Origin of the sequence: Acinetobacter sp. ANC 4648 (assembly GCF_002135345.1) — a bacterium.
Lineage (GTDB): Bacteria > Pseudomonadota > Gammaproteobacteria > Pseudomonadales > Moraxellaceae > Acinetobacter.
On the sequence record NZ_NEGI01000007.1, the window covers coordinates 1 to 20300 of the forward strand.

A 20300-nucleotide genomic window follows, 5' to 3' on the forward strand; every position below is an offset into this window, starting at 1 on the left:
ATTTTTTAATCAAACTTTAAAATCTCATTCAGAAATCTTAACAACTCAATCAACTTATTGATTTATCAGAGGTTTTGTTTAACATCACCGCCGATGGATACGCATTATAGGGGAAAAAATTTCCTACGCAACCCCTTTCTTTAATTAATTTATTCAAATGGTGGTTTTTTCTACCATTTCGCTAAAAAACTGCATTTTTATTCTATTTTTTAACGTAATTCGGGGTCATTTGCGCTATTTTTTTTGTTTTCTTACCTTCATTTTTCTTTTCTTGCCACCTTAAAGGTCGACAATCAATGTATTCACAGTAGCCAGCACTTCCCTCCTCAGAATAATCATTGATTTTTAATTGATAGGTAAAGCTTCCTACATATCCTGCAGCCAAGCCAAATTTAAAATCACCGCGGCTTTGTGCATGAATTTGAATAGTCGTATCGGCATTGCTAAAGCACCACTCAAATTCTCGTGGTAAATACATATCTTGTTGGTTCGGCGTCGTCACTTTTGGGTAAACGCGATGTACTTTGAAATAAACACCGTCATCAAACATGACTGCTGTACAGGTACTTTCATCTCGAAGATAAATACGAGACTGCACAATCTGATTAAAGTTATTTCTAATTTGAGCTAAGAGTAATTGACGCTTGTCTTTTAAATTAATAATTTGATAGGTAAAAAAACAAAGCGGTAAATATGGAATATTCATGGCTCTAGCGTACTCAAAGGATCCCATTTGATCTATTGCATAAACTTGACCTTTATATTTGACTTGACCTTTGCATTGGCAAAGTAAAGACCAATGATCAAACACACCTAATCTTAGTTTAGTAAAATGTGAAATGATGGGTTTGACATAGATATTTAAATCGATTGCAAGTTCATCATCCTCTCGTGTTAAACGAAAATATGGGAATGAACCCTGTAAGCGCTCTTTGCCACCGAAGTGATAATCCCCTTCAGTGAACTGACAATCCTGCTGTATTGAATAATGTTTAAAATGTCCCAGCATATGTGGACTACTGCTACTAATCACCATAGCAGTATCTAAAGCCGTAGTATGAATCGCATATGGATTACGAATCATTGGGATATTGGGCTGCCCAATAATCGTTAAGAAATTTAAATAATATAATGGTGCAGGGAGATTAGGGATCATCAATCCTTGATGAATAATTTTAAACCGTCCTTTGGGCCCATGATAACCAAGCTTTAACGGGAACTGAGCTTGGTTCAATTGTTTAGATTCATCAACTAAATTCATTAACAATTGCATATCAAGCTCCTTTTTTTATTCTATAAATATAATCTCTATCTCTTACGCTGTTGTATTTCGAGCAAGGAACGTCGTCACAAAGCCAGACAATGCATAAATAATCGAAATTACTAAAATACCCACTGGAATGTTATAAGTGATAGCTGCAAAAATAAATACTGCGATTGGTAACACAGCAAAAGGGACTCGCTTACGATCCACTTGCTTAAATGAATAGTACTTAATATTAGAAATCATCAACAAACCAACAGAAATAATAATCACTGCATTGATGATTTGAATGGCGATATCACTAAGATCAAAAATATACGGAAAATCTCGTCCAACCCAAACCAATGAAATAATCATGATCGCTGCTAAAGGACTAGCCACACCTATAAAATAGCGTTTATCCACCACGGCAATTTGCACATTAAAACGTGCTAAACGAAATGCAGCACATGCGGTATAGACAAAACATGCAGCTAAACCAATACGTCCAAGATCATGTAGACTCCAGCTATACATTAAAATGGCTGGGGCAACACCAAAAGCCAACAAGTCCGATAGTGAATCGTATTGCTCGCCAAATGCACTTTGTGCACCAATGGCTCGTGCAACACGCCCATCCAGACCGTCCAATAAAGCTGCTAGAAAAATAGCATAAATGGCTTGATTAAAATCGCCATTCATACTGGCAATGATTGAATAAAACCCTGACAACAGTGCTGCTGTCGTGATTAAATTTGGCCACAGATAGATTCCTCGACGTTTCACCTTACGCCCTTCATGGGTATGCTCCTCTTCTTCGACTTCAAATGTGATGCCATCAAAACCACGCTCATCACGTACCGAAGATTCGCTTTCAGGTTTATTTATATTTGTCATTTTTAGATCCTAACTGTAGCCATATCTCTACTTCATTCAAGCAGAATTTATTCGCCCACTAACCAACGAACTGCTGCATGCCCACCATTTTCAGTCATGCGTAAATGTGGGAATAACCATTGTAATGCTTCATCTGCATCTTCAGAGAACTTCCAAGGCGGATTGATCACTAATAAGCCACAACCATTCAAGCCGACTGGAGTGTCATCTGGCCATACACAAATTTCACATACCAATTGACGGCGGATCCCAGTTTTGATCATTTTTTTCTCAAAACGTTCAATCATGGCACGATCTTTAATTGGATACCAAACAGCAAAAACACCTGTCGGCCATTTTTTGTGTGCAACAGTCAACAACTCAACCAATTGTGGAAAGTCCTTACGCTCTAATTCGTAAGGTGGATCAATCATCACCAGACCACGTTTTTCTTTCGGTGGAATGACACCAAATAAACCTTCATATGCATTACGCTCATGCAAACCAGCACGACGATCACGAATATTAAAATATAACTCTTGAAACACTTCTTTTTGCATTTCAAAAATCGTGGCTTGATCGATATTACGCATGCCTTCAAGTGCAAACCATGGTGAACCTGGGTAAGCCCCTTTACCTGAGCCAGCACGCATCGCTTCAACAATTTTCAGATATTGTTTGATCCCTTCTGGTGCTTGACGCGTAATAGAATCATCCAATTTAACTAAACGATGAATACCATTTAAAAACTCGCCAGACTTTTGTGCGGCAGCAGTTGATAAATCGTATTTACCCGCACCACCATGTGTATCTATATAGTGATACGGTTTATCTTTGGCATTAAGTCGTGTCAAAAGCTGGAGCAATAACACATGTTTCATGACATCGGCAAAATTGCCCGCATGGAAATGGTGACGGTAATTCATGTTTCGATTAATTCCTGAGTTCAACGGACATTTTAGCACGAAAAAAATATTCTTCACTGTCCATCGATTGTTCTAAGATAAGACTGTTTTTTATTTTGTTGAAGTTATGAGGTTTTATGGAAGCGATATTTCTCCCAAAGTCTTGGAATATGGATCAAATTCTGGAAGATTTAGATCAACAAGGTTTTGCTATTATTGACGATGCTTATTCTCATAACTATCTCGATGCACTAGTCAAAGAGTGTACTGACAACTTAACTCGCTTTAGAGATGCGGCTGTGCAAAGTGGTGTCGTTAGTCAAATTAGAAATGATCATATTTTATGGATTAATGACGATTTAGAATACGCCCAACAACATATTGACACATTAAAAGCACTTTCCCAGCAGCTCAATCGCTACTTTTATTTAGGCATAAAAGAAGTTGAAGCACATTTTGCCTGTTATAACGCTGGAGAATTTTACGCATTACATCGCGATAATCCTCAAAAGAAAAATGATCGCATGATTTCAACAGTTTATTATCTGCATGAAGCTTGGCAAGCAGACTGGGGCGGAGAGTTACACTTACAAGATAAAAATCAGCAATGGCATAATATCCAACCCAAACCTAATCGAATTGCACTCTTCCAAAGTGATTTATTACATGAAGTGATTCAGTCCAAACAGCAACGCTTATCTATTACAGCATGGCTAAGAAGCAGTAATCATATTCTTTAAAACATTTATGCGAACATCATAAATGGAATCATCATTCTAAAAATAGGATGTTGTATTTCCCTTTAAATTTGAATTTTCAACCGCATATACTGTGCATTCATGAATGAGGTATCGGCTAATGTTTGAAAATACACAACAAGTTATCGCGCGTATTGGTGAAACAGATCAATTGTATTTGACAAACAATACGCCTGAACTTGCCCTAGAACGTGCAGATTTACGTTTACAACTGACTACCCTCAGTCATTTACGTCAAGAACAACTACATTTTCTTCAGGAAGCAATTGTACTTTTAGAACAAGCGCGTTGTGAATACGAAGAAATGCCAATGCCTTTATATTTGAATTTATCATTGCACTTGGCAAAAGCCTATATGGTGTATTTTGAAATCACTAAAGAGCGTCGTTTTGCGCTCATTACACAGCAAATTTTAAAACCGTTAACGGTCAACGAAAATGGTGATATTTATTTATTCCTTGCCTATGCTGCGGTAGTCAAACAAGAATATGCTTTGACTCGTCATTGGTTAAATAAATATAGCAATACCGCTGAATTTGATATCGAGCTATTACAACAACATTCCTCGTTTTCTCCTTTGCATACAGAAAATTGGTTTTTAACATTAATTCAATGTTAATTATATGAGTTAACATTTTTCAAAATATGTAAAAAATTTCAATTCAATATACATCACAGCACATTTATTTTTATTTTCTTATTTTGACTATTGTAGATAAGCATAACCCGAGTTCTGCATCCTGCAAAACTCGGGTTTATGAGGTTGTGCTTTCAAATCTTTTTTATTATTTGGGCTATCCATTGCATCATCATGTCCATGATGTTTAGTCCATCAGCGTCGTCTTCCTTAATGAGAATTTCCTTTCTCAACTCCCTATGCTGATATATCAAGTTTAAGTGTAATTAGAAAAAAGAACTATTCGCAATAGGCCTAAATCAATGTAAGCCATTTCCTACATGTTACCACTCAACAACAACTGATTAGCTAACAGGTACCTTCATTCTATTTTTTATAATCCTGTGCAATTTCATCTGTCACTATTTTTTCTTCTCTTTCTGCTTGCTCAATTCCTTCTTGAATTGCTTCCTGTGCCTCGTGCTCATCTGCATCGGTTTGTTCTAGCTCTTCTTGTAGTTGATCAAAAATATGATCCGTCTGTAAAACAACATATACTGGAAAATGATCCGATCCAATATGCGGTAAACGTTTCATTTCTACTAGAGCAAAATCAGTACTATGAAATACATGATCTAGCGACCACCTCAATAGTGGATAATCTGCATGAAAAGTATTGATATAATGACGTCCTACCCGAGGATCCAACAAACCGCTGATCCGTTGAAACAGGCGTGTCGTCCGAGACCACGCCACGTCATTTAAATCCCCTATCACAATGCAACTTTGATCCAAATCTTTAATTTGATCGCCAACCATCAACAATTCTGCATCACGTAATGTTGAATCTTTTGCTTCAGTTGGACTAGGTGGTTTCGGATGCAAACAATAGAGTTGTACTGGTTGACCAGAAGGTAAAATTATAGTGGTATGGATAGATGGGATCTCATCACTTAAAATAAATTTAACTTCGGTATTTTTTAATTCCAAGCGGCTATATAAATGCATTCCATATAAATTATCTAAGGGCACTTGTACGCAATATGGATAATCTTTTTCAATGACTGACAATTCATTTTGCCATTTTTGATCTGACTCTAAGGTCAACACTAAATCAGGTTGGTGTTGTTGAATCTGCTCAATCAGCAAGTGATATTGTTGATTTGGGGTGAGTACATTAGAAACAATCAATGCAATCTGCTGATCAGGGTTCAACTGAGCGTGACGTACCTGCTTGACCTGTTTTTTCCATAAAAAAGTATAAGGCAGCACCATTTTAAGTTGATAAGCCAGTGCAGCAATCAAACCGATAAAAATAATTTCACGCCAGATATCCCATGGCTGATCCCAAATAATCAATAAAACCAAGGCAATTAATCCAAGAACCAAAATTTGCAAGCGCGGGAAATCTGCACCACGAAACCACCATTCATCCCGTGGAATCAGCGACCAGAAACTCAGCAAAATCACCACAGCAGCTAATATTTCAATCCAGATCATTATGGCATTCTCATATATTCTTAATTTTTTGATGATTCATAAATTTATATCAATTTTGCATGTAACATGAACAAGATATATTGCACAATATAATTGCTGTTTTGATTGTGTAGCACTTGCAGTTGTGCGCTCTTTTGATACACTCAAACCCCTTTTTAATTTTTAACTCACCGAGGCAAAATGACATGAAAGTAGGTCTGGTCGGTTGGCGTGGGATGGTTGGTTCTGTCCTGATGCAACGTATGGTTGAAGAGAATGATTTTGCTCATTTTGAGCCATTCTATTTTTCTACCAGTAATGCAGGTGGTGAAGCCCCTGCTTTCGGTGGTAAGACTGCCCCAGCACTTATGGATGCAACAGACATTAATAGTCTGAAGCAAATGGATGTCATTATTACCTGCCAAGGTGGTGATTATACCTCTGACGTTTTCCCTAAATTAAAAGCGGAAGACTGGAACGGTTACTGGATTGATGCTGCGTCTACTCTGCGTATGGATGATGATGCGATTATTGTATTAGATCCAGTCAACATGAACGTCATTAAAGATGGTTTAGTCAATGGTACTAAAACATTTGTAGGTGGAAACTGTACCGTATCGTTAATGTTGATGGGTCTTGGCGGTTTATTCCAAAATAACTTAGTGGAATGGGCAACGTCTATGACGTATCAAGCAGCTTCTGGTGCGGGTGCGCAAAACATGCGTGAACTGATCACTGGGATGGGTTATTTATATAACAATACCAAAGATTTGCTTGATGATCCAAAATCCCCAATTTTAGACATTGACTCTAAAATTGCATCACTTCAACGTGGTGAAGGCTTTCCATCTGCAAACTTCGGTGTGCCTTTAGCCGGTTCGCTCATTCCTTATATCGACAAACAGTTAGATAACGGCCAGTCGAAAGAGGAATGGAAAGCGCAAGTTGAAACCAATAAAATTTTAGGTAATCAACAAATCGTTCCGATCGATGGTCATTGTGTGCGTATTGGGGCAATGCGTTGTCATTCTCAAGCTTTAACTTTGAAGCTTAAGAAAGATGTACCGCTAGATGAAATCGAAGATATGATTCGTCAATCAAACCCATGGGCTAAAGTTGTTCCAAATACCCGTGAAGCATCGATGATTGACCTTACCCCTGTCGCTGTAACAGGAACGTTATCTGTACCCGTCGGTCGTTTACGTAAACTGAATATGGGTAAAGAGTACCTTGGCGCTTTCACCGTCGGTGACCAGCTACTTTGGGGTGCTGCTGAACCTTTACGTCGTATGTTACGTATTTTGATTGAATATAAAAATATTTAAGTAATTTCAGTCGTGAAAATGAAAAGCCGATCACATAAGATCGGCTTTTTTTTGTAACTGTTTGGTTAAAAATTTACATTTGTATAACAGCTAGGTATTGTATACTTTTACTGACCTGAACTTCATCTGAGCTATGGATAGAGATGACTGTATATAACAAATTAAAAATTGCCATTTTAACGATTCTTTCTACGCAATCTTTGTATGCAATTACACTTGATCCAGTTCAAATTCATTCAGGCACAGGTGAATTACTTTATGCTGAAATGAAGTTTAGTCACGCTGATCCAAATTCTAGAATTGATGTTAGTCTTGCAGATCCTGAAGATTTAATGGCAATGGGGATTACCCATCAACCTCCAGGGCATTTAAATTTTTTTACACGTCGTTCTGCCGATGGCTCTGGAGTGATTGTCATTACTTCTTCACGACCAGTGATTGAATCAGAACTCAATATTTTATTAAAAATTAAAGAAGGCAATGCAACCCGTATTCAACAAATAAAAACGCCCTTCGTCAGAACAAAAACAGACACTAATCTGGTTACAGCATCTAACCATGAAAAACCACTTACACCTCAAATTATTGTCAGTGAAAAAGATATTGCTCTCAATTTACCTACCAGTATGCAATACCATGCTCAACCTGACACAGCAACGGTAAAGGTCAATCCGATAACATCAGCATCACCCAACATACAAACTCCGTTAGCTGTCAGTATTGTTGCTCCGCCAATACTAGCAACCAATAACGTACCAACTCCAACTACCGAAAAAGCTCAAATTGCAGCATCACTCGAATCTCAAAACCAAAGTACAGCATCAAAGCAAATAACAACTCAAAAAATTAAACAAGCAGATGATAAACCAGATTCTGTTGTATCAAAAAATAATAAAGTAGATGCAGATCAAGCTAAACAAAATCCCAAAAAAGTAATGGATCAAAAAAATACTGAATCCAATAAACATGTTGTCCAAGCCAATGAATCCTTATGGAAAATTGCATCTCGTATCGCAGCTCAAAGTAACCAAAGTATCCCCCAAGTGATGCAGCAAATTAAAGCCAACAATGCACATGCTTTTATCCAAGGTGATATCAACCGCATGCGTCAAGGTGTCGCACTAAACTTAGCTGCAGGCTATAAAAACACACAATCCAGTAAAAAAGATGTCGCACTTTCAGCACCCGTAACACAAAGACAATCAGGTAAAGAAAAATATAAACTGAATCAGGCAGAAATGAGTTTAGTTGCTGGAAATGAACAAGATTCTGCACACGGCAGCGCGAAAAAAGAAACTCAAACCAACCCAACATCTTCAGAATTGTCACTAAAAGTTATGACAGCTCGAGAAAAAACAGTTAAATTACAGAAGAATGTATCTAAACTCACGTTGGCTTTACAGCAAAAAGATCAGCGAATTCAACTACTAAATGCACGGCTTGCGCAATTACAGCAACAATTGCAACAGCAAAATCTTGCGAAAAAGCCAACACACTAATCTGTAAAATTTTGAATAAATAAAGTTCATTGGTCTCAATGAAGGGGTTAAAATATGTTGTACGTGATTCCTTTTGTATTGTTATTGGTCGTCCTGATCGTTCTAAAAAAACGAGAAAGTGCAAATAACGAAAAAGGCAAGGAAAGTGCTAAAAAGACAACTAAAAAAAATGCAGCGAGAACTGCTCGATCATCACAAAGACAAGCATCAAATACTCAAGTGGTTAAGAATGAGATTGTTGTTCAGAAAAAAACGACACCTTTAACTGCAGAGTTAAAAGAAAATATTGAGCAGTTAATTCGTGAAAAGAACTTTTTCTCTGCAGAAGCTAAAATTAACCAATCACTCAATCAAGATAATTCACAACATCAACTTTATCTTTATCTTTTAGATGTACATTTAGCACATAAAGATGAATTTGCAATTGATCAACTGGTGAATCATGTCCGCTCTTTAGGTTTAGAGGATATTGCTCAGCAAGCAGAAGCTAAACAAAAAATCTATGCGGAAGAAACTAAAGCTCAAGACACGATTGAATTCACACTACCGATTACTGAAACGAAGCCTGCGCCTCAAGCAGTCAAAAATCATGCCGCTTTTGATGCCTTGGTTGATACGAATTCAACTCAGCCAAGTACAGAACAAGTGCCAGATGTATTGAATACGCCTCAGCCTATTGATGAACCTGCACCCTTAGAATTCTCATTTGTAAATGAATCTGTAGCTACCATCGCAGAAGAAACGCCTCAAAAAGAAGTAGAATCTCCAGTGGAAATCAAGCCACTAGAATTCACTTTTACGACTCCGTCAGACACAACAGCAGTTGACGTGCCTCCGACGACTCACATCGATGAACCTATTCAAAAAACAGAGATTCAACCTTTAGATTTTAGTTTCGATCTCAGCCCAAAAGCTGAAACAACAATACACACACCGCTCGAATCAGTTATCTCTGAAAACACTGAAATTCAGAATGACTTTAAGCTTGATTTTGCTGAATCTATTGCTCCAGCTGTCAAGCAGGTAGAAGTAGCGACTCCCCAAATTCCTGATTTTGAATTCAAATTTGAAATACCTACAACAGAGTCTCAAAGCAGTTTAGCTTTGGAGTTAGAGTCCACTGTACTCTCCATTGAAACCCCAGTCATTGCAGAACCATTACACTTTGAAAAAGCTCAGATAATCGAGTCGAGCACGGAAAGTCATGATCCATTAGCTCAGTCTTTCCCTGAGTTAACTCAAGTCAATGAAATGCAATTAAATTTAGAGTTAGCTGAACAGTATATCGAATTGGGTGCTTATGCATCTGCGCATCAATTGCTAAATCAAGATGCACATCAATATTCCACTGAACAACGTACTCAATCACAAAATTTACTGAATCGCATAGCATCTTAAAACTATTCGCTCTAAGATAAAGCAGTCATTCTTGGCTGCTTTTTTATACTTATGAAAAAAATCGCTTTAATCTATATGGGTGGAACTTTTGGTTGTGTCGGCGAACCATTAGCACCGATGCCTGAAGAACAGTTCTTGCCACAACTCAAGCACATTCTTCCCTTAAGTCAAAAAATAGACTGCTTCAAAGCTCCCAGTGTAAAAGATAGTAGTGCCTGTACAGCCATAGACTGGTTGAAATTAGCACAATACATTCAAAGCTTACAGCAACAAGACTATCAACATTTTGTCGTGATTCATGGTACCGATACGTTAAGTTATGCGGCTGCCATCCTTGCACAGTTTTTACAACAATCGTGTTCTGTCATCCTGACTGGAAGCCAATATCCATTACTGAATGTTCAGGGTGATAATACTCGAGAATTTACCGATGCGATTGATAATTTAAATACGGCATTAGATCAGGTGCTCAAAGTCCCCACTGGTGTTTACTTATCTTTTTACCATCAGGTCTTTCATGCTCGTACAGCAGTCAAAGTCCATAGCACAGCTCTAGATGCTTTCTGTGGCTTGAAATTGGATCATCCCATACCTTCAAATATAGATACCAGCACGCCGATTCAATTATCCCATCTAGAAAAAGCCAAAAACTTAAATATCATAAATCTAATGTTACTCCCAATTGAGCAACAGCAATTTAGCCAAAATTTACAGCACTTACTCACATCACCACCCCATTTTTTAATTCTACAGGCTTATGGTGTCGGTAATTTAGCGGTGAATAAGGAAATTATTACGCTCTTACAAAAGCTAAAACAGCATGGCTGTATTGTTATTTTATCTTCACAAGTCCCATTTGGCGGACTCGATCAACGCTATGCAGTCAGCCAATGGATTCAAGAATCTCAAATTTTAGTCAGTGATGCACTTAGTCAGGCAGATCTTTATGCCAAAATTTTGAAAATTTATTTACAATACCCCTCTTCTGAACAATGGTACGACCATTGGTATGCGCAATCCACATAGAGGTTTTTATGCAACGTTTTGCAATTGGTATTGAGTTTTGTGGCATTCGGTATAAAGGTTGGCAAACTCAACAAGCTGGCGTGCGTACTATTCAAGAAACATTGGAAACAGTACTCAGCAAAATTGCTGATGAACCGATTATTTTACATGGTGCAGGTCGTACCGATGCTGGTGTACATGCAACCAATATGGTGGCACATTTTGACACCAATGCAATTCGCCCGATTAAAGGCTGGTTAATGGGTGCAAATAGTCAGCTTCCGAAAGATATTGCAATCCAATGGATTAAACCCATCGATAACGACTTCCATGCCCGCTTTAAGGCACAATCCCGTCGTTATCGTTATGTGGTCTACAACTCGCCAAATCGCCCAGCGTTATTGCATAAACAAGTCACGCATGCTTATTACGATTTAGATGCGGATAAAATGATTGAAGCTGCAAAAAAATTTGAAGGAACACATAATTTTGAAAGTTTCCGTGCGGCAGCTTGTCAATCTAACCAACCTGTTCGCCATGTCAGCCATTGTCGTTTGATTCGTCATGGTTGTTATTTGGTTTTAGATATTCAGGCTGATGGCTTCTTACATCACATGGTGCGTAATATCATGGGGTGTCTATTAGAGATCGGACAAGGTCTATATGATCTTGAGCATATCGATGCGATATTTGCTGCACAAAATCGTAAAGCTGCAGGCATTACGGCCCCACCAGATGGTTTATATTTTATTCAGGCACATTATCCTGAACAATTTGATTTACCTAAAGCACCTTTAGGTCCACATTGGCTCAATATGCCTGAGTAAAATGAACTCTAGATGTAAATCCATCATCATCGATTATAAAAATGCCAGCATATAATTACTGGCATTTTTTAATTTTAAATATAATTAACGCTGCTTACGCTTTCTATATTCCACGGGTGTTTCATTGGTCCAGCGTTTAAAGGCGCGATAGAAAGTACTCGGTTCAGAGAAGCCAGTCAAATATACAATTCGCTCAACACTCTCGCTGGTATTGGCTAAAAGTTTTTTGGCCAAACGACAACGATAGTCTGAAAGAATTTGCTGAAAACTGGTATTCGCTTCACTCAACTGAGTTCTTAAACGGCGTGGTGTAATACTCAATTGCGCTGCCACAGTTTCTAGTGTCGTTTCACCACTTTCTAAAGTAGAACCAATCGCACGGCGTACTTCACCGACTAAATCATAACGCGCCAGTTCCTGAAGTTTTTCAATTGCCAGTTGTTCATGCAGTTGTAACAGTTCAGGTTCAGCTTGCCACAAAGGATAATCGAGGATCGTTGCATCAAAATATAACCGTGTTTCTTTTTGCCCTAAGCTAACAGGGCATTCATAAACACGAAAATATTCATCATCCGCAGCCCCTTCATTGAAATTGAAATCGATATAAATCGGTTCAAATCGCCCTTCAGTGATAAATTTAAAAAATCTTAAAATCCCTGAAAGTGCGCACTCTGAAAAATGTCGATTGACGATATTATCTGCCCAAGGTTGCTCACCATTGCTTAAATAACAGCGACCATCCTCCTCTACAATTAATTTTGCATCAAAGGCATCACTAATCAAGCGTTGATAGGCCAAAGCACGTTTCAATCCCTCACCAAAGTTTTCACTCGAAATAAACAAGTGTTCAATTACTTGGCCTCGGTACAAAGGTAGATGTTCACCTAAATATAAACCGATATCAGGGTTCTTACTCACCTCTTGCGCAGCCATCCAAAATGCATACTGTGCATTCAATGGTGTGCGTGCATTTTGGTCGACCTGATTTAAGGCCACACCTGCTTTTGTTAATATTTCTTCTGTCGGCAATCCCGCACGACGAATCGCTTGATAGCCTAATCGTAAAACAACCGAAGCATCAGTTAGCTGACTCACGTAGTGCCCTTCCTTGTATGTTATTCATTTATACTTAAAAACATATTTTTTAGATTACAGTCGATTGGCTAAACTGACAACAACTATCCACATTATTTTGTAGAAATTGTTTAATGATTTGTTCGCTTAATTAGGACACATCTAGCACCTACAAATGCTTAACCATCTTGTTTTTTGCAAAAAAATTGCCTATAATTTGCCCCTTCCCAATTTGATCACCAGGTAGGCTATGGCCAATAAAGAGGAACTCATCGAGTTCGAAGGCGTTGTCACCGAGACGCTTCCTAATACTATGTTCCGTGTACGTCTAGAAAACGGTCACGAAGTGATTGCCCACATCTCTGGTAAAATGCGTAAACATTATATTCGTATTTTAACTGGCGACAGTGTTAAGGTAGAAATGACTCCTTACGATTTAACGAAGGGTCGTATTACATACCGCGCACGCTAAGTTTTAGTGTAAGCAAAAAGCCACTTTTTTAGTGGCTTTTTTTATCTCTATATTTTTAATAACTTAAACCATTCACATCAATAGCTTTTATTATTAACTAATATTATGCACGAAACATACGAAGTAATATCTCACTCTATTTACATGACCAAACACATCACAGGTACATCCAATGGATTTACAATGCTTTAATTGATTTTTTCTACTTTAATTTTTAAGCACATCTAAAATCTATTTGGGTTTATCACTAGTATTTACCTAATACTCGCTATTAGAATGAATGTTGTTGTGAAAAATTTTATACATCAGGCTTGAATACACTCAACAGCAAGATTATTTTTCTTCATTTCAATCTTTTTTATACTTTAAAATAATGACCAGTAATCTGATTTATCATTTAAAAAACATTCTAAATACAACAAATCAACTAAAATATGAATTGTTGTCACCCCCAATAAATATTATAGGAAGTGAAACAATGACTCAAAATTTCAAACAACTGGCTTATCTGATGACTTTTTCTTCAGTTTTATTCTGCATTGGATGTCAGACCACACAATCTCGTGAACAAGATCTAGATCGCTATCTTCACACTTTTATTGGACAGTCAAGTCAGCAAATTCAGCAACAGCTCAATTTAAAAGCTATGGGCTATCAAACAACCAACAAAGCGATAGCAACAGATAATCAACTCATTTATACCATTTTAAGACCAATTACTATTCCTGTTGCTGGCAGTAATGCCACTATTGGTAACAATGCGATGGGTGGCCCTATGATCAGGTATGATACAACGGCAGCAGAACATTATGATGTTAACTTCAGCTGTAAAGTCATCTTTAATCTCAAAAATGGTATTGCAGAATCTATAGATTACCAAGGTAAAGCCTGCTAAACCGCCTTAAAGCCCGTAAAAAAACGCAGCCTAGGCCGCGTTTTTTAATCCATCAAATCAAGACAGTGCGGTAACCACTGCATCACCCATCTCAGACGTCCCAACTTGTTGCATACCTGCAGACATAATATCTCCAGTGCGTAGACCTTGATCTAAAACTTGACCGACAGCATCTTCGATTGCCTGTGCTGCAACTTCTTCACGGAAAGTATAACGAAGCATCATTGCAACTGACAGAATAGTAGCCAGTGGATTAGCAATATTTTGACCCGCAATATCAGGTGCTGAACCATGACAAGGCTCATACATGCCTTTGCCTTTTTCATCCAAAGATGCAGATGGCAACATACCAATTGAACCAGTTAACATAGCGGCTTCATCTGATAAGATGTCTCCAAATAAATTACCTGTCACAATTACATCAAACTGTTTCGGTTGGCGGACCAATTGCATTGCAGCATTATCGACATACATATGTGATAAATTAATATTCGGATATTGCTCTTCTTTTAATGCCGTAACGGTTTGCCTCCAAAGCTCAGTCACTTCAAGGACATTGGCTTTATCAACCGAACATACTTTACCGCCACGAAGGCTCGCCATTTCAAATGCTACTTTTGCAATACGCTTAATTTCCGATTCGGCATAAACATCGGTGTTAAACCCTTGTTTTTCACCATTTTCAAGTTCACGAATCCCACGAGGTTGGCCGAAATAAATCCCCCCAGTCAATTCACGTACAATCAAAATATCTAAACCAGAGACAATTTCTGGTTTTAAACTTGAAGCATCTGCTAATTGTGGATAAAGAATTGCTGGGCGTAAATTTGCAAATAAATTTAGTTCACTACGAATTTTTAATAAGCCACGTTCAGGGCGAATTGAACGCTCAATCGTATCCCACTTCGGGCCACCCACTGCACCAAGTAAGATAGCATCTGCTTTTTTAGCTTGTTCAGATGTGATTGCTGGGTAAGGTTCGCCATATGCATCAATTGCAGCACCGCCCAATAACCCCTGTTCCCAGATTAGACCTAAATTAAATTTTTCATTGACACAGGTTAATACTTTTTCTGCAGCAGCAACAATTTCTGGACCAATTCCATCACCAGCCAAAATCAAAATTTGTTTAGACATTTACCTATCCATTTTTAAAATAAACAGTAGTTCAACCACTGTGTGAAATTAATTTTTCTGCTCTACAAACTCGCTAACACCTGTAACTACATCATAAGGACGACAAAACCGACGAATAACTTTCTTTTCTTGAAGTAAATCTACACACAAAGGATCTGGTGCAGACACATTCAATAGACTTCCCTGACGCTTACTCCGCTCACGGTACATCTTAAAGCTATAGTTCTGTTTGGCCTTAAACTGATGAATCACATGCAGCCTTTCCGCTTGTGCATTTGAAATTGGATAAAAACGAATCACCAATTCATGTTGCCCTTCTGGAACAGACAAATACAACGCATTTGGTTGCTGCAAAGATTGCGTCTGTAACCGAACTAAACCATGCTTAATCGCTCTACGACTCAATTTATGATTTTGTGCATCAACAATTTGAATATTATCTAAACGCTCAAATTCACAATTTTCGGTACCGATGCAATAAATCAATGCATTTGATTTAGTTGTAGCCGTTTCTTCTACATTTTTAATGCGTGTTGTATCAATGCTTTGGCAAGCACTTAAAAATGCCAAAACCAAACTTAATACAGCAAGCTGACCAAAAACCTTGACCATAGTTCGAGCCCAACCTCAGCAAAATGTCTAATATTATTCTACTTAGATATTATCAAGAGTTGGGCTTTGATACTACTGAGTTATCTATCGAGTCAAATTAACCACGAATTTCTTGAAATACCCAAGGACGAGATTGCTTGGTTTTTTCTTCATAAGCACGAATATCATCGGCAACTTGTAACGTTAAACCAATATCATCCAAACCATTCAATAAACAATGCTTACGAAATGGATCAACTTCAAATTTAAATGCTTCCCCCTTCGGAGTTCGTACTTCTTGGGCATCTAAATCAATCGTTAACTGATAACCTTCACTCCCAGTACATTCTTTGAAAAGTTGATCAACAATTTCTTCTGCCAAAATCACTGGCAACATTCCATTCTTAAAACAATTGTTAAAGAAAATATCGGCAAAACTGGGTGCAATAATGGTATGAAAACCATATTCATTTAATGCCCATGGCGCATGTTCACGACTTGAGCCACAACCAAAATTTTGACGAGTAATCAATACAGATGCAGCTTGATAACGAGGTTGATTTAACACAAAGTCCTTATTCTTTGGACGCTTGGAATTATCTAAACCTAAATACCCCTCATCTAAATAACGTAATTCATCAAATAAATTTTCGCCAAAACCAGTACGTTTAATCGATTTCAAAAACTGTTTTGGAATAATTAAATCGGTATCCACATTGGCACGGTCTAAGGGTGCCACAATGCCTTGTTCAACAGTATAAGCTCTCATGATTTGCTCCTATTAGCCCAATTAGAATGAACGAACATCAACAAAGTGACCCGCTATTGCAGCCGCAGCCGCCATAGCTGGGCTAACTAAATGCGTACGCCCACCATTGCCCTGACGACCTTCAAAGTTACGGTTCGAGGTTGAAGCACAATGCTCACCAGGTTGTAACTTATCTGCATTCATGGCTAAACACATTGAACAACCTGGTTCGCGCCATTCAAAACCTGCTTCGATTAAGATTTTGTCTAAACCTTCCGCTTCCGCTTGCGCTTTCACTAAACCAGAACCCGGAACCACCATCGCTTGTTTAATGGTAGATGCCACTTTTTTGCCTTGAGCAACTTCCGCAGCAGCACGGATATCTTCAATACGTGAGTTCGTACAAGAACCAATAAACACACGGTCTAATTGAATATCTGCCAATGCTTGACCTGCTTCTAAGCCCATATAGCTATAAGCACGTGTCCAATCATTGCGTTGTACGTCATCTTTGGCTTGTTCCAAAGTCGGAACCGCTTGAGTTACAGGAATCACCATCTCAGGCGAAGTTCCCCAAGATACTTGTGGTTCAATCTCTTCACCTTGTAATACTACAACGATATCGAAATGTGCGCCTTCATCAGAAACCAAAGTATTCCAATATTCAACTGCGGCATCCCACTCTGTACCTGTTGGCGCATAAGGGCGATCTTTCACATAGTCAATGGTTTTGTCATCGACAGCGACCATACCAACACGTGCACCACCTTCAATTGCCATATTACACACGGTCATACGACCTTCAATCGACATATCTTGGAAGACTTGACCACCAAATTCAATTGCATGACCTGTACCGCCTGCCGTGCCGATTTTTCCGATAATTGCCAATACAACGTCTTTCGATGTCACGCCTTGACCTAACTTACCGTCAACACGAACCAACATGTTCTTCATTTTCTTTTGAACTAAGCATTGAGTTGCCAATACATGCTCAACTTCGGATGTTCCAATCCCATGCGCCAAACAACCAAATGCACCATGCGTTGCTGTATGCGAATCACCACACACCACAGTCATACCCGGCAAAGTCAAACCTTGTTCAGGACCCACTACATGTGCAATCCCTTGACGAATGTCATTAATTTTAAATTCAACAATATTAAAAGCTTCACAGTTATCATCTAAAGTTTGCACTTGAATCCGAGACGTTTCATCTTCAATCCCAGCGATTCCTTGTGCACGCTCTTTTTGCGAAGTTGGCACATTATGATCTGGAGTTGCAACGTTGGCACTTAAACGCCAAGGTTGACGTTGTGCAAGCTGTAAACCTTCAAAAGCTTGAGGTGACGTTACTTCATGTAATAAATGACGGTCGATATAAAGTAAAGCTGAACCATCATCTCGTTGTTTTACTAGATGGTCATCCCATAATTTATCATACAATGTTTTTGCTTTTTGGGTCTCGCCTGCCATGTCGATGTGCTCCACTGGACTGGGGTAATTCTTAATTTAGCCCAATTATAACCCTGATTTTACATAAATCTAATTTATCATTTTTATTAGTTTAAAAACTTTTTGGAATTAATTATTCTCAATTTTCACAACACTTTCTTATTATTTACAAAAACGATGATCATAAAATTTAATTCCTATTTTACTTTATAAATAATAATGATTATCATTTAATAAATTCAGGCAAAATGGTGATCATCATGGTTCATATTCAAAATTTCTTAAATTCCAATCAAAGAACATTAAATAAAACATTTAGTTATTACATTATGCATATTACTGTTGCGATGGTTGTCGCTTATTTCGTGACTGGAAATTTATGGATGGCGATTACTTTAAGTTTACTCGAACCCACTATTCAAGCCTTTGCATTTTTCTTCCATGAAAAAATCTGGAATAAAAAAGACCTTAAAGCTGCCGATCCCATTCAATCAACCAAAGTATAGTTAAACAATAAGCATAAGTTGTGAGGGGAGGAACTTATCACCACCTTCCTCAGCAACTGCTGTACGATATAATAATATGAAATTTCTGCACTAGTACTTAAATCGCTAATATTTGAACTTGGACAAAAAAATTAAACAATTTGAGGATAGATGAGCCGATAAGTATGAAGTTTTACTAAGGAAAAGTATAAAAAATATATTATGAGAATCAAATTTATAAAAATTGATCAGACAACAATAAAATCATCAACCTATTAATGACTCAATCATTTCTCTAGTATGTTACTGAATCAAGCTGAAACAAACGAGAAAGGTTCGAGAAATCTTAACTTTAATAAGATGATGTAAACGGCAACTTAGCTACTATGTATCCAACAAGCATGCTTTTAACTTACCTTTTGAATGCGTATTAAAAACTTTAAATTGCAGCTTATCAGTGCATTCAAATTCTGATAATTATAGAAAAATTTGCTGATAAATTAGATACACATAATTATATTTGGATTTATAACATTTTTGTTTTGATTTATTCGTAATTTTTCTAAATAATGAATTAAGCATAAAAATTCGTTATATATGGAATACCTATGAATCTCGCAGCCTTCGAAGCATTTGTAAAAGTTATGGAAACTGGTTCTATTTCTCAGGCAGCAGATTTACTGTTTATTACCCAACCTGCGGTAACTAAACGAATTCATAGCTTAGAAGATTATTTTGGTGTGAAACTGTTTGAATCCGCGGGCCGTGGTGTTCAAGCCACCCATGCTTCACATTCGCTGTTGCCTAAAGTCAAAAATTGGCTAAATGAACTAGGTGATATTCACCATACCCTGAGTCATGAACAAGGTCAGGTGCAAGGTAAACTTAAAATTGGTACGAGCCACCATATTGGCTTACACCATTTACCGCGTCATTTAACCAAATATGTGCAGCAATTTCCCGAAGTGACTTTAGATGTACATTTTGTCGATTCTGAACAAGCACATGAACAAGTGCTGGCTGGCGATTTAGAATTGGCTTTTTTAACTTTACCGCCACAAGGTGATGAACGCCTCAGCTACATCACCATTTGGAATGATCCTTTGGTTTTTGTCGTGGCACCCTTCCATCCTTTAGCACAAAGACAGAACCTGAAACTTGAAGATCTCATTGAGTATCCAAGCCTACTCCCTGCGACCCAAACCTATACTAGCCAAATCACTTTAGCTGAATTTGAGAAAAAGGGTTTAAAACCTAAAATTACCATGAGTAACAACCCGCTTGAATCGATTCGGATGTTAGTTTCGATTGGATTAGGCTGGTCAGTTTTACCAAAAACTTTATTAAATCAAGATTTAAAACAATTAGATATTCATTCTGATATGAATCGTCAACTGGGTATGGTTTGGCATCCTGCTCGTACTCAGTCACGTGCAGTTTTAGAACTCATTCAGATGATGAAATAAATATAAGCAACCTCCTATTCCAAATAATCAAAACTGGTTATTTGGA

Annotated in this window: 20 protein-coding genes; 11 read left to right on the forward strand and 9 right to left on the reverse strand. The window is 37.8% G+C overall.

The features are described 5' to 3' along the window. Window positions 1-202: 202 nt before the first annotated feature. The 3 genes from B9T27_RS12110 to B9T27_RS12120 are packed head-to-tail and all read right to left on the reverse strand — an operon-like array spanning window position 203 to window position 3045. Window positions 203-1273: a DUF6670 family protein gene (locus tag B9T27_RS12110; RefSeq protein WP_086207081.1), complete on the reverse strand. Its 1071-nt coding sequence runs from the start codon at window positions 1271-1273 to the stop codon at window positions 203-205. A gap of 42 nt (window positions 1274-1315) precedes the next feature. Continuing rightward, window positions 1316-2140 carry a CDP-diacylglycerol--serine O-phosphatidyltransferase gene (gene pssA / locus B9T27_RS12115; protein WP_086207082.1) on the reverse strand — a complete coding sequence of 275 codons (825 nt, stop codon included), beginning with the start codon at window positions 2138-2140 and terminating at the stop codon, window positions 1316-1318. Between the two features lie 47 nt (window positions 2141-2187). Then, window positions 2188-3045, reverse strand: coding sequence for a 23S rRNA (adenine(2030)-N(6))-methyltransferase RlmJ (locus B9T27_RS12120; protein WP_086207083.1), 858 nt, complete (start codon window positions 3043-3045; stop codon window positions 2188-2190). Window positions 3046-3161: 116 nt separating this feature from the next. Here B9T27_RS12120 and B9T27_RS12125 point away from each other — a divergent pair, with 116 nt between their 5' ends. Together B9T27_RS12125 and B9T27_RS12130 are read left to right on the forward strand one after the other, a co-directional pair. After that, window positions 3162-3764, forward strand: a complete 603-nt coding sequence (locus B9T27_RS12125) for a 2OG-Fe(II) oxygenase (RefSeq protein WP_086207084.1) — start codon at window positions 3162-3164, stop codon at window positions 3762-3764. Window positions 3765-3882: 118 nt separating this feature from the next. Then, window positions 3883-4401 carry a hypothetical protein gene (locus tag B9T27_RS12130; protein ID WP_086207085.1) on the forward strand — a complete coding sequence of 173 codons (519 nt, stop codon included), beginning with the start codon at window positions 3883-3885 and terminating at the stop codon, window positions 4399-4401. A 384-nt stretch (window positions 4402-4785) separates the two neighbouring features. On the opposite strand, the gene B9T27_RS12135 is transcribed toward B9T27_RS12130, so the two are convergent. Next, on the reverse strand, window positions 4786-5898 hold the full coding sequence (locus B9T27_RS12135; protein ID WP_086207086.1) for an endonuclease/exonuclease/phosphatase family protein: 1113 nt from the start codon (window positions 5896-5898) through the stop codon (window positions 4786-4788). 185 nt (window positions 5899-6083) lie between these two features. Between B9T27_RS12135 and asd the strand changes: the two genes are divergently transcribed. The 5 genes from asd (at window position 6084) to truA (ending at window position 11931) form a co-directional block, all read left to right on the forward strand. Next, window positions 6084-7202, forward strand: coding sequence for an aspartate-semialdehyde dehydrogenase (gene asd, locus B9T27_RS12140; RefSeq protein ID WP_086207087.1), 1119 nt, complete (start codon window positions 6084-6086; stop codon window positions 7200-7202). Window positions 7203-7345: 143 nt separating this feature from the next. Continuing rightward, on the forward strand, window positions 7346-8701 hold the full coding sequence (locus tag B9T27_RS12145) for a FimV/HubP family polar landmark protein (protein ID WP_086207088.1): 1356 nt from the start codon (window positions 7346-7348) through the stop codon (window positions 8699-8701). Between the two features lie 54 nt (window positions 8702-8755). Further along, on the forward strand, window positions 8756-10099 hold the full coding sequence (locus B9T27_RS12150; protein ID WP_086207089.1) for a hypothetical protein: 1344 nt from the start codon (window positions 8756-8758) through the stop codon (window positions 10097-10099). Window positions 10100-10150: 51 nt separating this feature from the next. Further along, window positions 10151-11125 carry an asparaginase gene (locus tag B9T27_RS12155; RefSeq protein WP_086207090.1) on the forward strand — a complete coding sequence of 325 codons (975 nt, stop codon included), beginning with the start codon at window positions 10151-10153 and terminating at the stop codon, window positions 11123-11125. 8 nt (window positions 11126-11133) lie between these two features. Continuing rightward, window positions 11134-11931 (forward strand): tRNA pseudouridine(38-40) synthase TruA, encoded by a 798-nt coding sequence (gene truA / locus B9T27_RS12160; protein ID WP_086207091.1) that lies wholly within the window; start codon window positions 11134-11136, stop codon window positions 11929-11931. A gap of 84 nt (window positions 11932-12015) precedes the next feature. Here truA and B9T27_RS12165 read toward each other — a convergent pair whose 3' ends face one another. Continuing rightward, on the reverse strand, window positions 12016-13026 hold the full coding sequence (locus tag B9T27_RS12165) for an AraC family transcriptional regulator (protein WP_086207092.1): 1011 nt from the start codon (window positions 13024-13026) through the stop codon (window positions 12016-12018). 229 nt (window positions 13027-13255) lie between these two features. On the opposite strand from B9T27_RS12165, the gene infA reads away from it, so the two are divergent. Together infA and B9T27_RS12175 are read left to right on the forward strand one after the other, a co-directional pair. Then, entirely contained in the window at window positions 13256-13477 is a 222-nt protein-coding gene (gene infA / locus B9T27_RS12170; RefSeq protein WP_001284370.1) for a translation initiation factor IF-1, read from the forward strand. Between the two features lie 478 nt (window positions 13478-13955). Then, a complete protein-coding gene (locus B9T27_RS12175) occupies window positions 13956-14372 on the forward strand; it encodes a hypothetical protein (RefSeq protein ID WP_228146215.1) in 417 nt (138 codons plus the stop codon). 57 nt (window positions 14373-14429) lie between these two features. On the opposite strand, the gene leuB is transcribed toward B9T27_RS12175, so the two are convergent. The 4 genes from leuB to leuC form a co-directional block, all read right to left on the reverse strand. Further along, complete coding sequence (gene leuB, locus B9T27_RS12180) at window positions 14430-15509, reverse strand: 3-isopropylmalate dehydrogenase (protein WP_086207093.1); 1080 nt, start codon at window positions 15507-15509, stop codon at window positions 14430-14432. A 48-nt stretch (window positions 15510-15557) separates the two neighbouring features. Then, the gene (locus B9T27_RS12185) at window positions 15558-16121 is read right to left on the reverse strand and encodes a hypothetical protein (RefSeq protein ID WP_086207094.1); all 564 of its coding nucleotides are present in this window, start codon (window positions 16119-16121) and stop codon (window positions 15558-15560) included. Between the two features lie 97 nt (window positions 16122-16218). Then, the gene (gene leuD, locus B9T27_RS12190; RefSeq protein ID WP_086207095.1) at window positions 16219-16869 is read right to left on the reverse strand and encodes a 3-isopropylmalate dehydratase small subunit; all 651 of its coding nucleotides are present in this window, start codon (window positions 16867-16869) and stop codon (window positions 16219-16221) included. A 21-nt stretch (window positions 16870-16890) separates the two neighbouring features. Next, on the reverse strand, window positions 16891-18324 hold the full coding sequence (leuC, locus tag B9T27_RS12195; RefSeq protein WP_086207096.1) for a 3-isopropylmalate dehydratase large subunit: 1434 nt from the start codon (window positions 18322-18324) through the stop codon (window positions 16891-16893). Window positions 18325-18563: 239 nt separating this feature from the next. Here leuC and B9T27_RS12200 point away from each other — a divergent pair, with 239 nt between their 5' ends. Both B9T27_RS12200 and B9T27_RS12205 read left to right on the forward strand, forming a co-directional pair. Next, window positions 18564-18809 carry a DUF2061 domain-containing protein gene (locus tag B9T27_RS12200; protein WP_086207097.1) on the forward strand — a complete coding sequence of 82 codons (246 nt, stop codon included), beginning with the start codon at window positions 18564-18566 and terminating at the stop codon, window positions 18807-18809. A 587-nt stretch (window positions 18810-19396) separates the two neighbouring features. Beyond that, on the forward strand, window positions 19397-20254 hold the full coding sequence (locus tag B9T27_RS12205) for a LysR family transcriptional regulator (RefSeq protein ID WP_086207098.1): 858 nt from the start codon (window positions 19397-19399) through the stop codon (window positions 20252-20254). The last annotated feature ends 46 nt before the right edge of the window (window positions 20255-20300 follow it).

Bases quoted from the DNA above. Each gene is read 5' to 3' on its own strand.
- leuB (WP_086207093.1), bottom strand. From the start codon at position 15,509: ATGTCTAAACAAATTTTGATTTTGGCTGGTGATGGAATTGGTCCAGAA.
- B9T27_RS12205 (WP_086207098.1), top strand. From the start codon at position 19,397: ATGAATCTCGCAGCCTTCGAAGCATTTGTAAAAGTTATGGAAACTGGT.
- asd (WP_086207087.1), top strand. From the start codon at position 6,084: ATGAAAGTAGGTCTGGTCGGTTGGCGTGGGATGGTTGGTTCTGTCCTG.
- leuC (WP_086207096.1), bottom strand. From the start codon at position 18,324: ATGGCAGGCGAGACCCAAAAAGCAAAAACATTGTATGATAAATTATGG.
- infA (WP_001284370.1), top strand. From the start codon at position 13,256: ATGGCCAATAAAGAGGAACTCATCGAGTTCGAAGGCGTTGTCACCGAG.
- B9T27_RS12200 (WP_086207097.1), top strand. From the start codon at position 18,564: ATGGTTCATATTCAAAATTTCTTAAATTCCAATCAAAGAACATTAAAT.
- B9T27_RS12110 (WP_086207081.1), bottom strand. From the start codon at position 1,273: ATGCAATTGTTAATGAATTTAGTTGATGAATCTAAACAATTGAACCAA.
- B9T27_RS12135 (WP_086207086.1), bottom strand. From the start codon at position 5,898: ATGATCTGGATTGAAATATTAGCTGCTGTGGTGATTTTGCTGAGTTTC.
- B9T27_RS12155 (WP_086207090.1), top strand. From the start codon at position 10,151: ATGAAAAAAATCGCTTTAATCTATATGGGTGGAACTTTTGGTTGTGTC.
- B9T27_RS12150 (WP_086207089.1), top strand. From the start codon at position 8,756: ATGTTGTACGTGATTCCTTTTGTATTGTTATTGGTCGTCCTGATCGTT.
- B9T27_RS12130 (WP_086207085.1), top strand. From the start codon at position 3,883: ATGTTTGAAAATACACAACAAGTTATCGCGCGTATTGGTGAAACAGAT.
- B9T27_RS12185 (WP_086207094.1), bottom strand. From the start codon at position 16,121: ATGGTCAAGGTTTTTGGTCAGCTTGCTGTATTAAGTTTGGTTTTGGCA.
- pssA (WP_086207082.1), bottom strand. From the start codon at position 2,140: ATGACAAATATAAATAAACCTGAAAGCGAATCTTCGGTACGTGATGAG.
- truA (WP_086207091.1), top strand. From the start codon at position 11,134: ATGCAACGTTTTGCAATTGGTATTGAGTTTTGTGGCATTCGGTATAAA.
- B9T27_RS12175 (WP_228146215.1), top strand. From the start codon at position 13,956: ATGACTCAAAATTTCAAACAACTGGCTTATCTGATGACTTTTTCTTCA.
- B9T27_RS12145 (WP_086207088.1), top strand. From the start codon at position 7,346: ATGACTGTATATAACAAATTAAAAATTGCCATTTTAACGATTCTTTCT.
- B9T27_RS12120 (WP_086207083.1), bottom strand. From the start codon at position 3,045: ATGAATTACCGTCACCATTTCCATGCGGGCAATTTTGCCGATGTCATG.
- leuD (WP_086207095.1), bottom strand. From the start codon at position 16,869: ATGAGAGCTTATACTGTTGAACAAGGCATTGTGGCACCCTTAGACCGT.
- B9T27_RS12125 (WP_086207084.1), top strand. From the start codon at position 3,162: ATGGAAGCGATATTTCTCCCAAAGTCTTGGAATATGGATCAAATTCTG.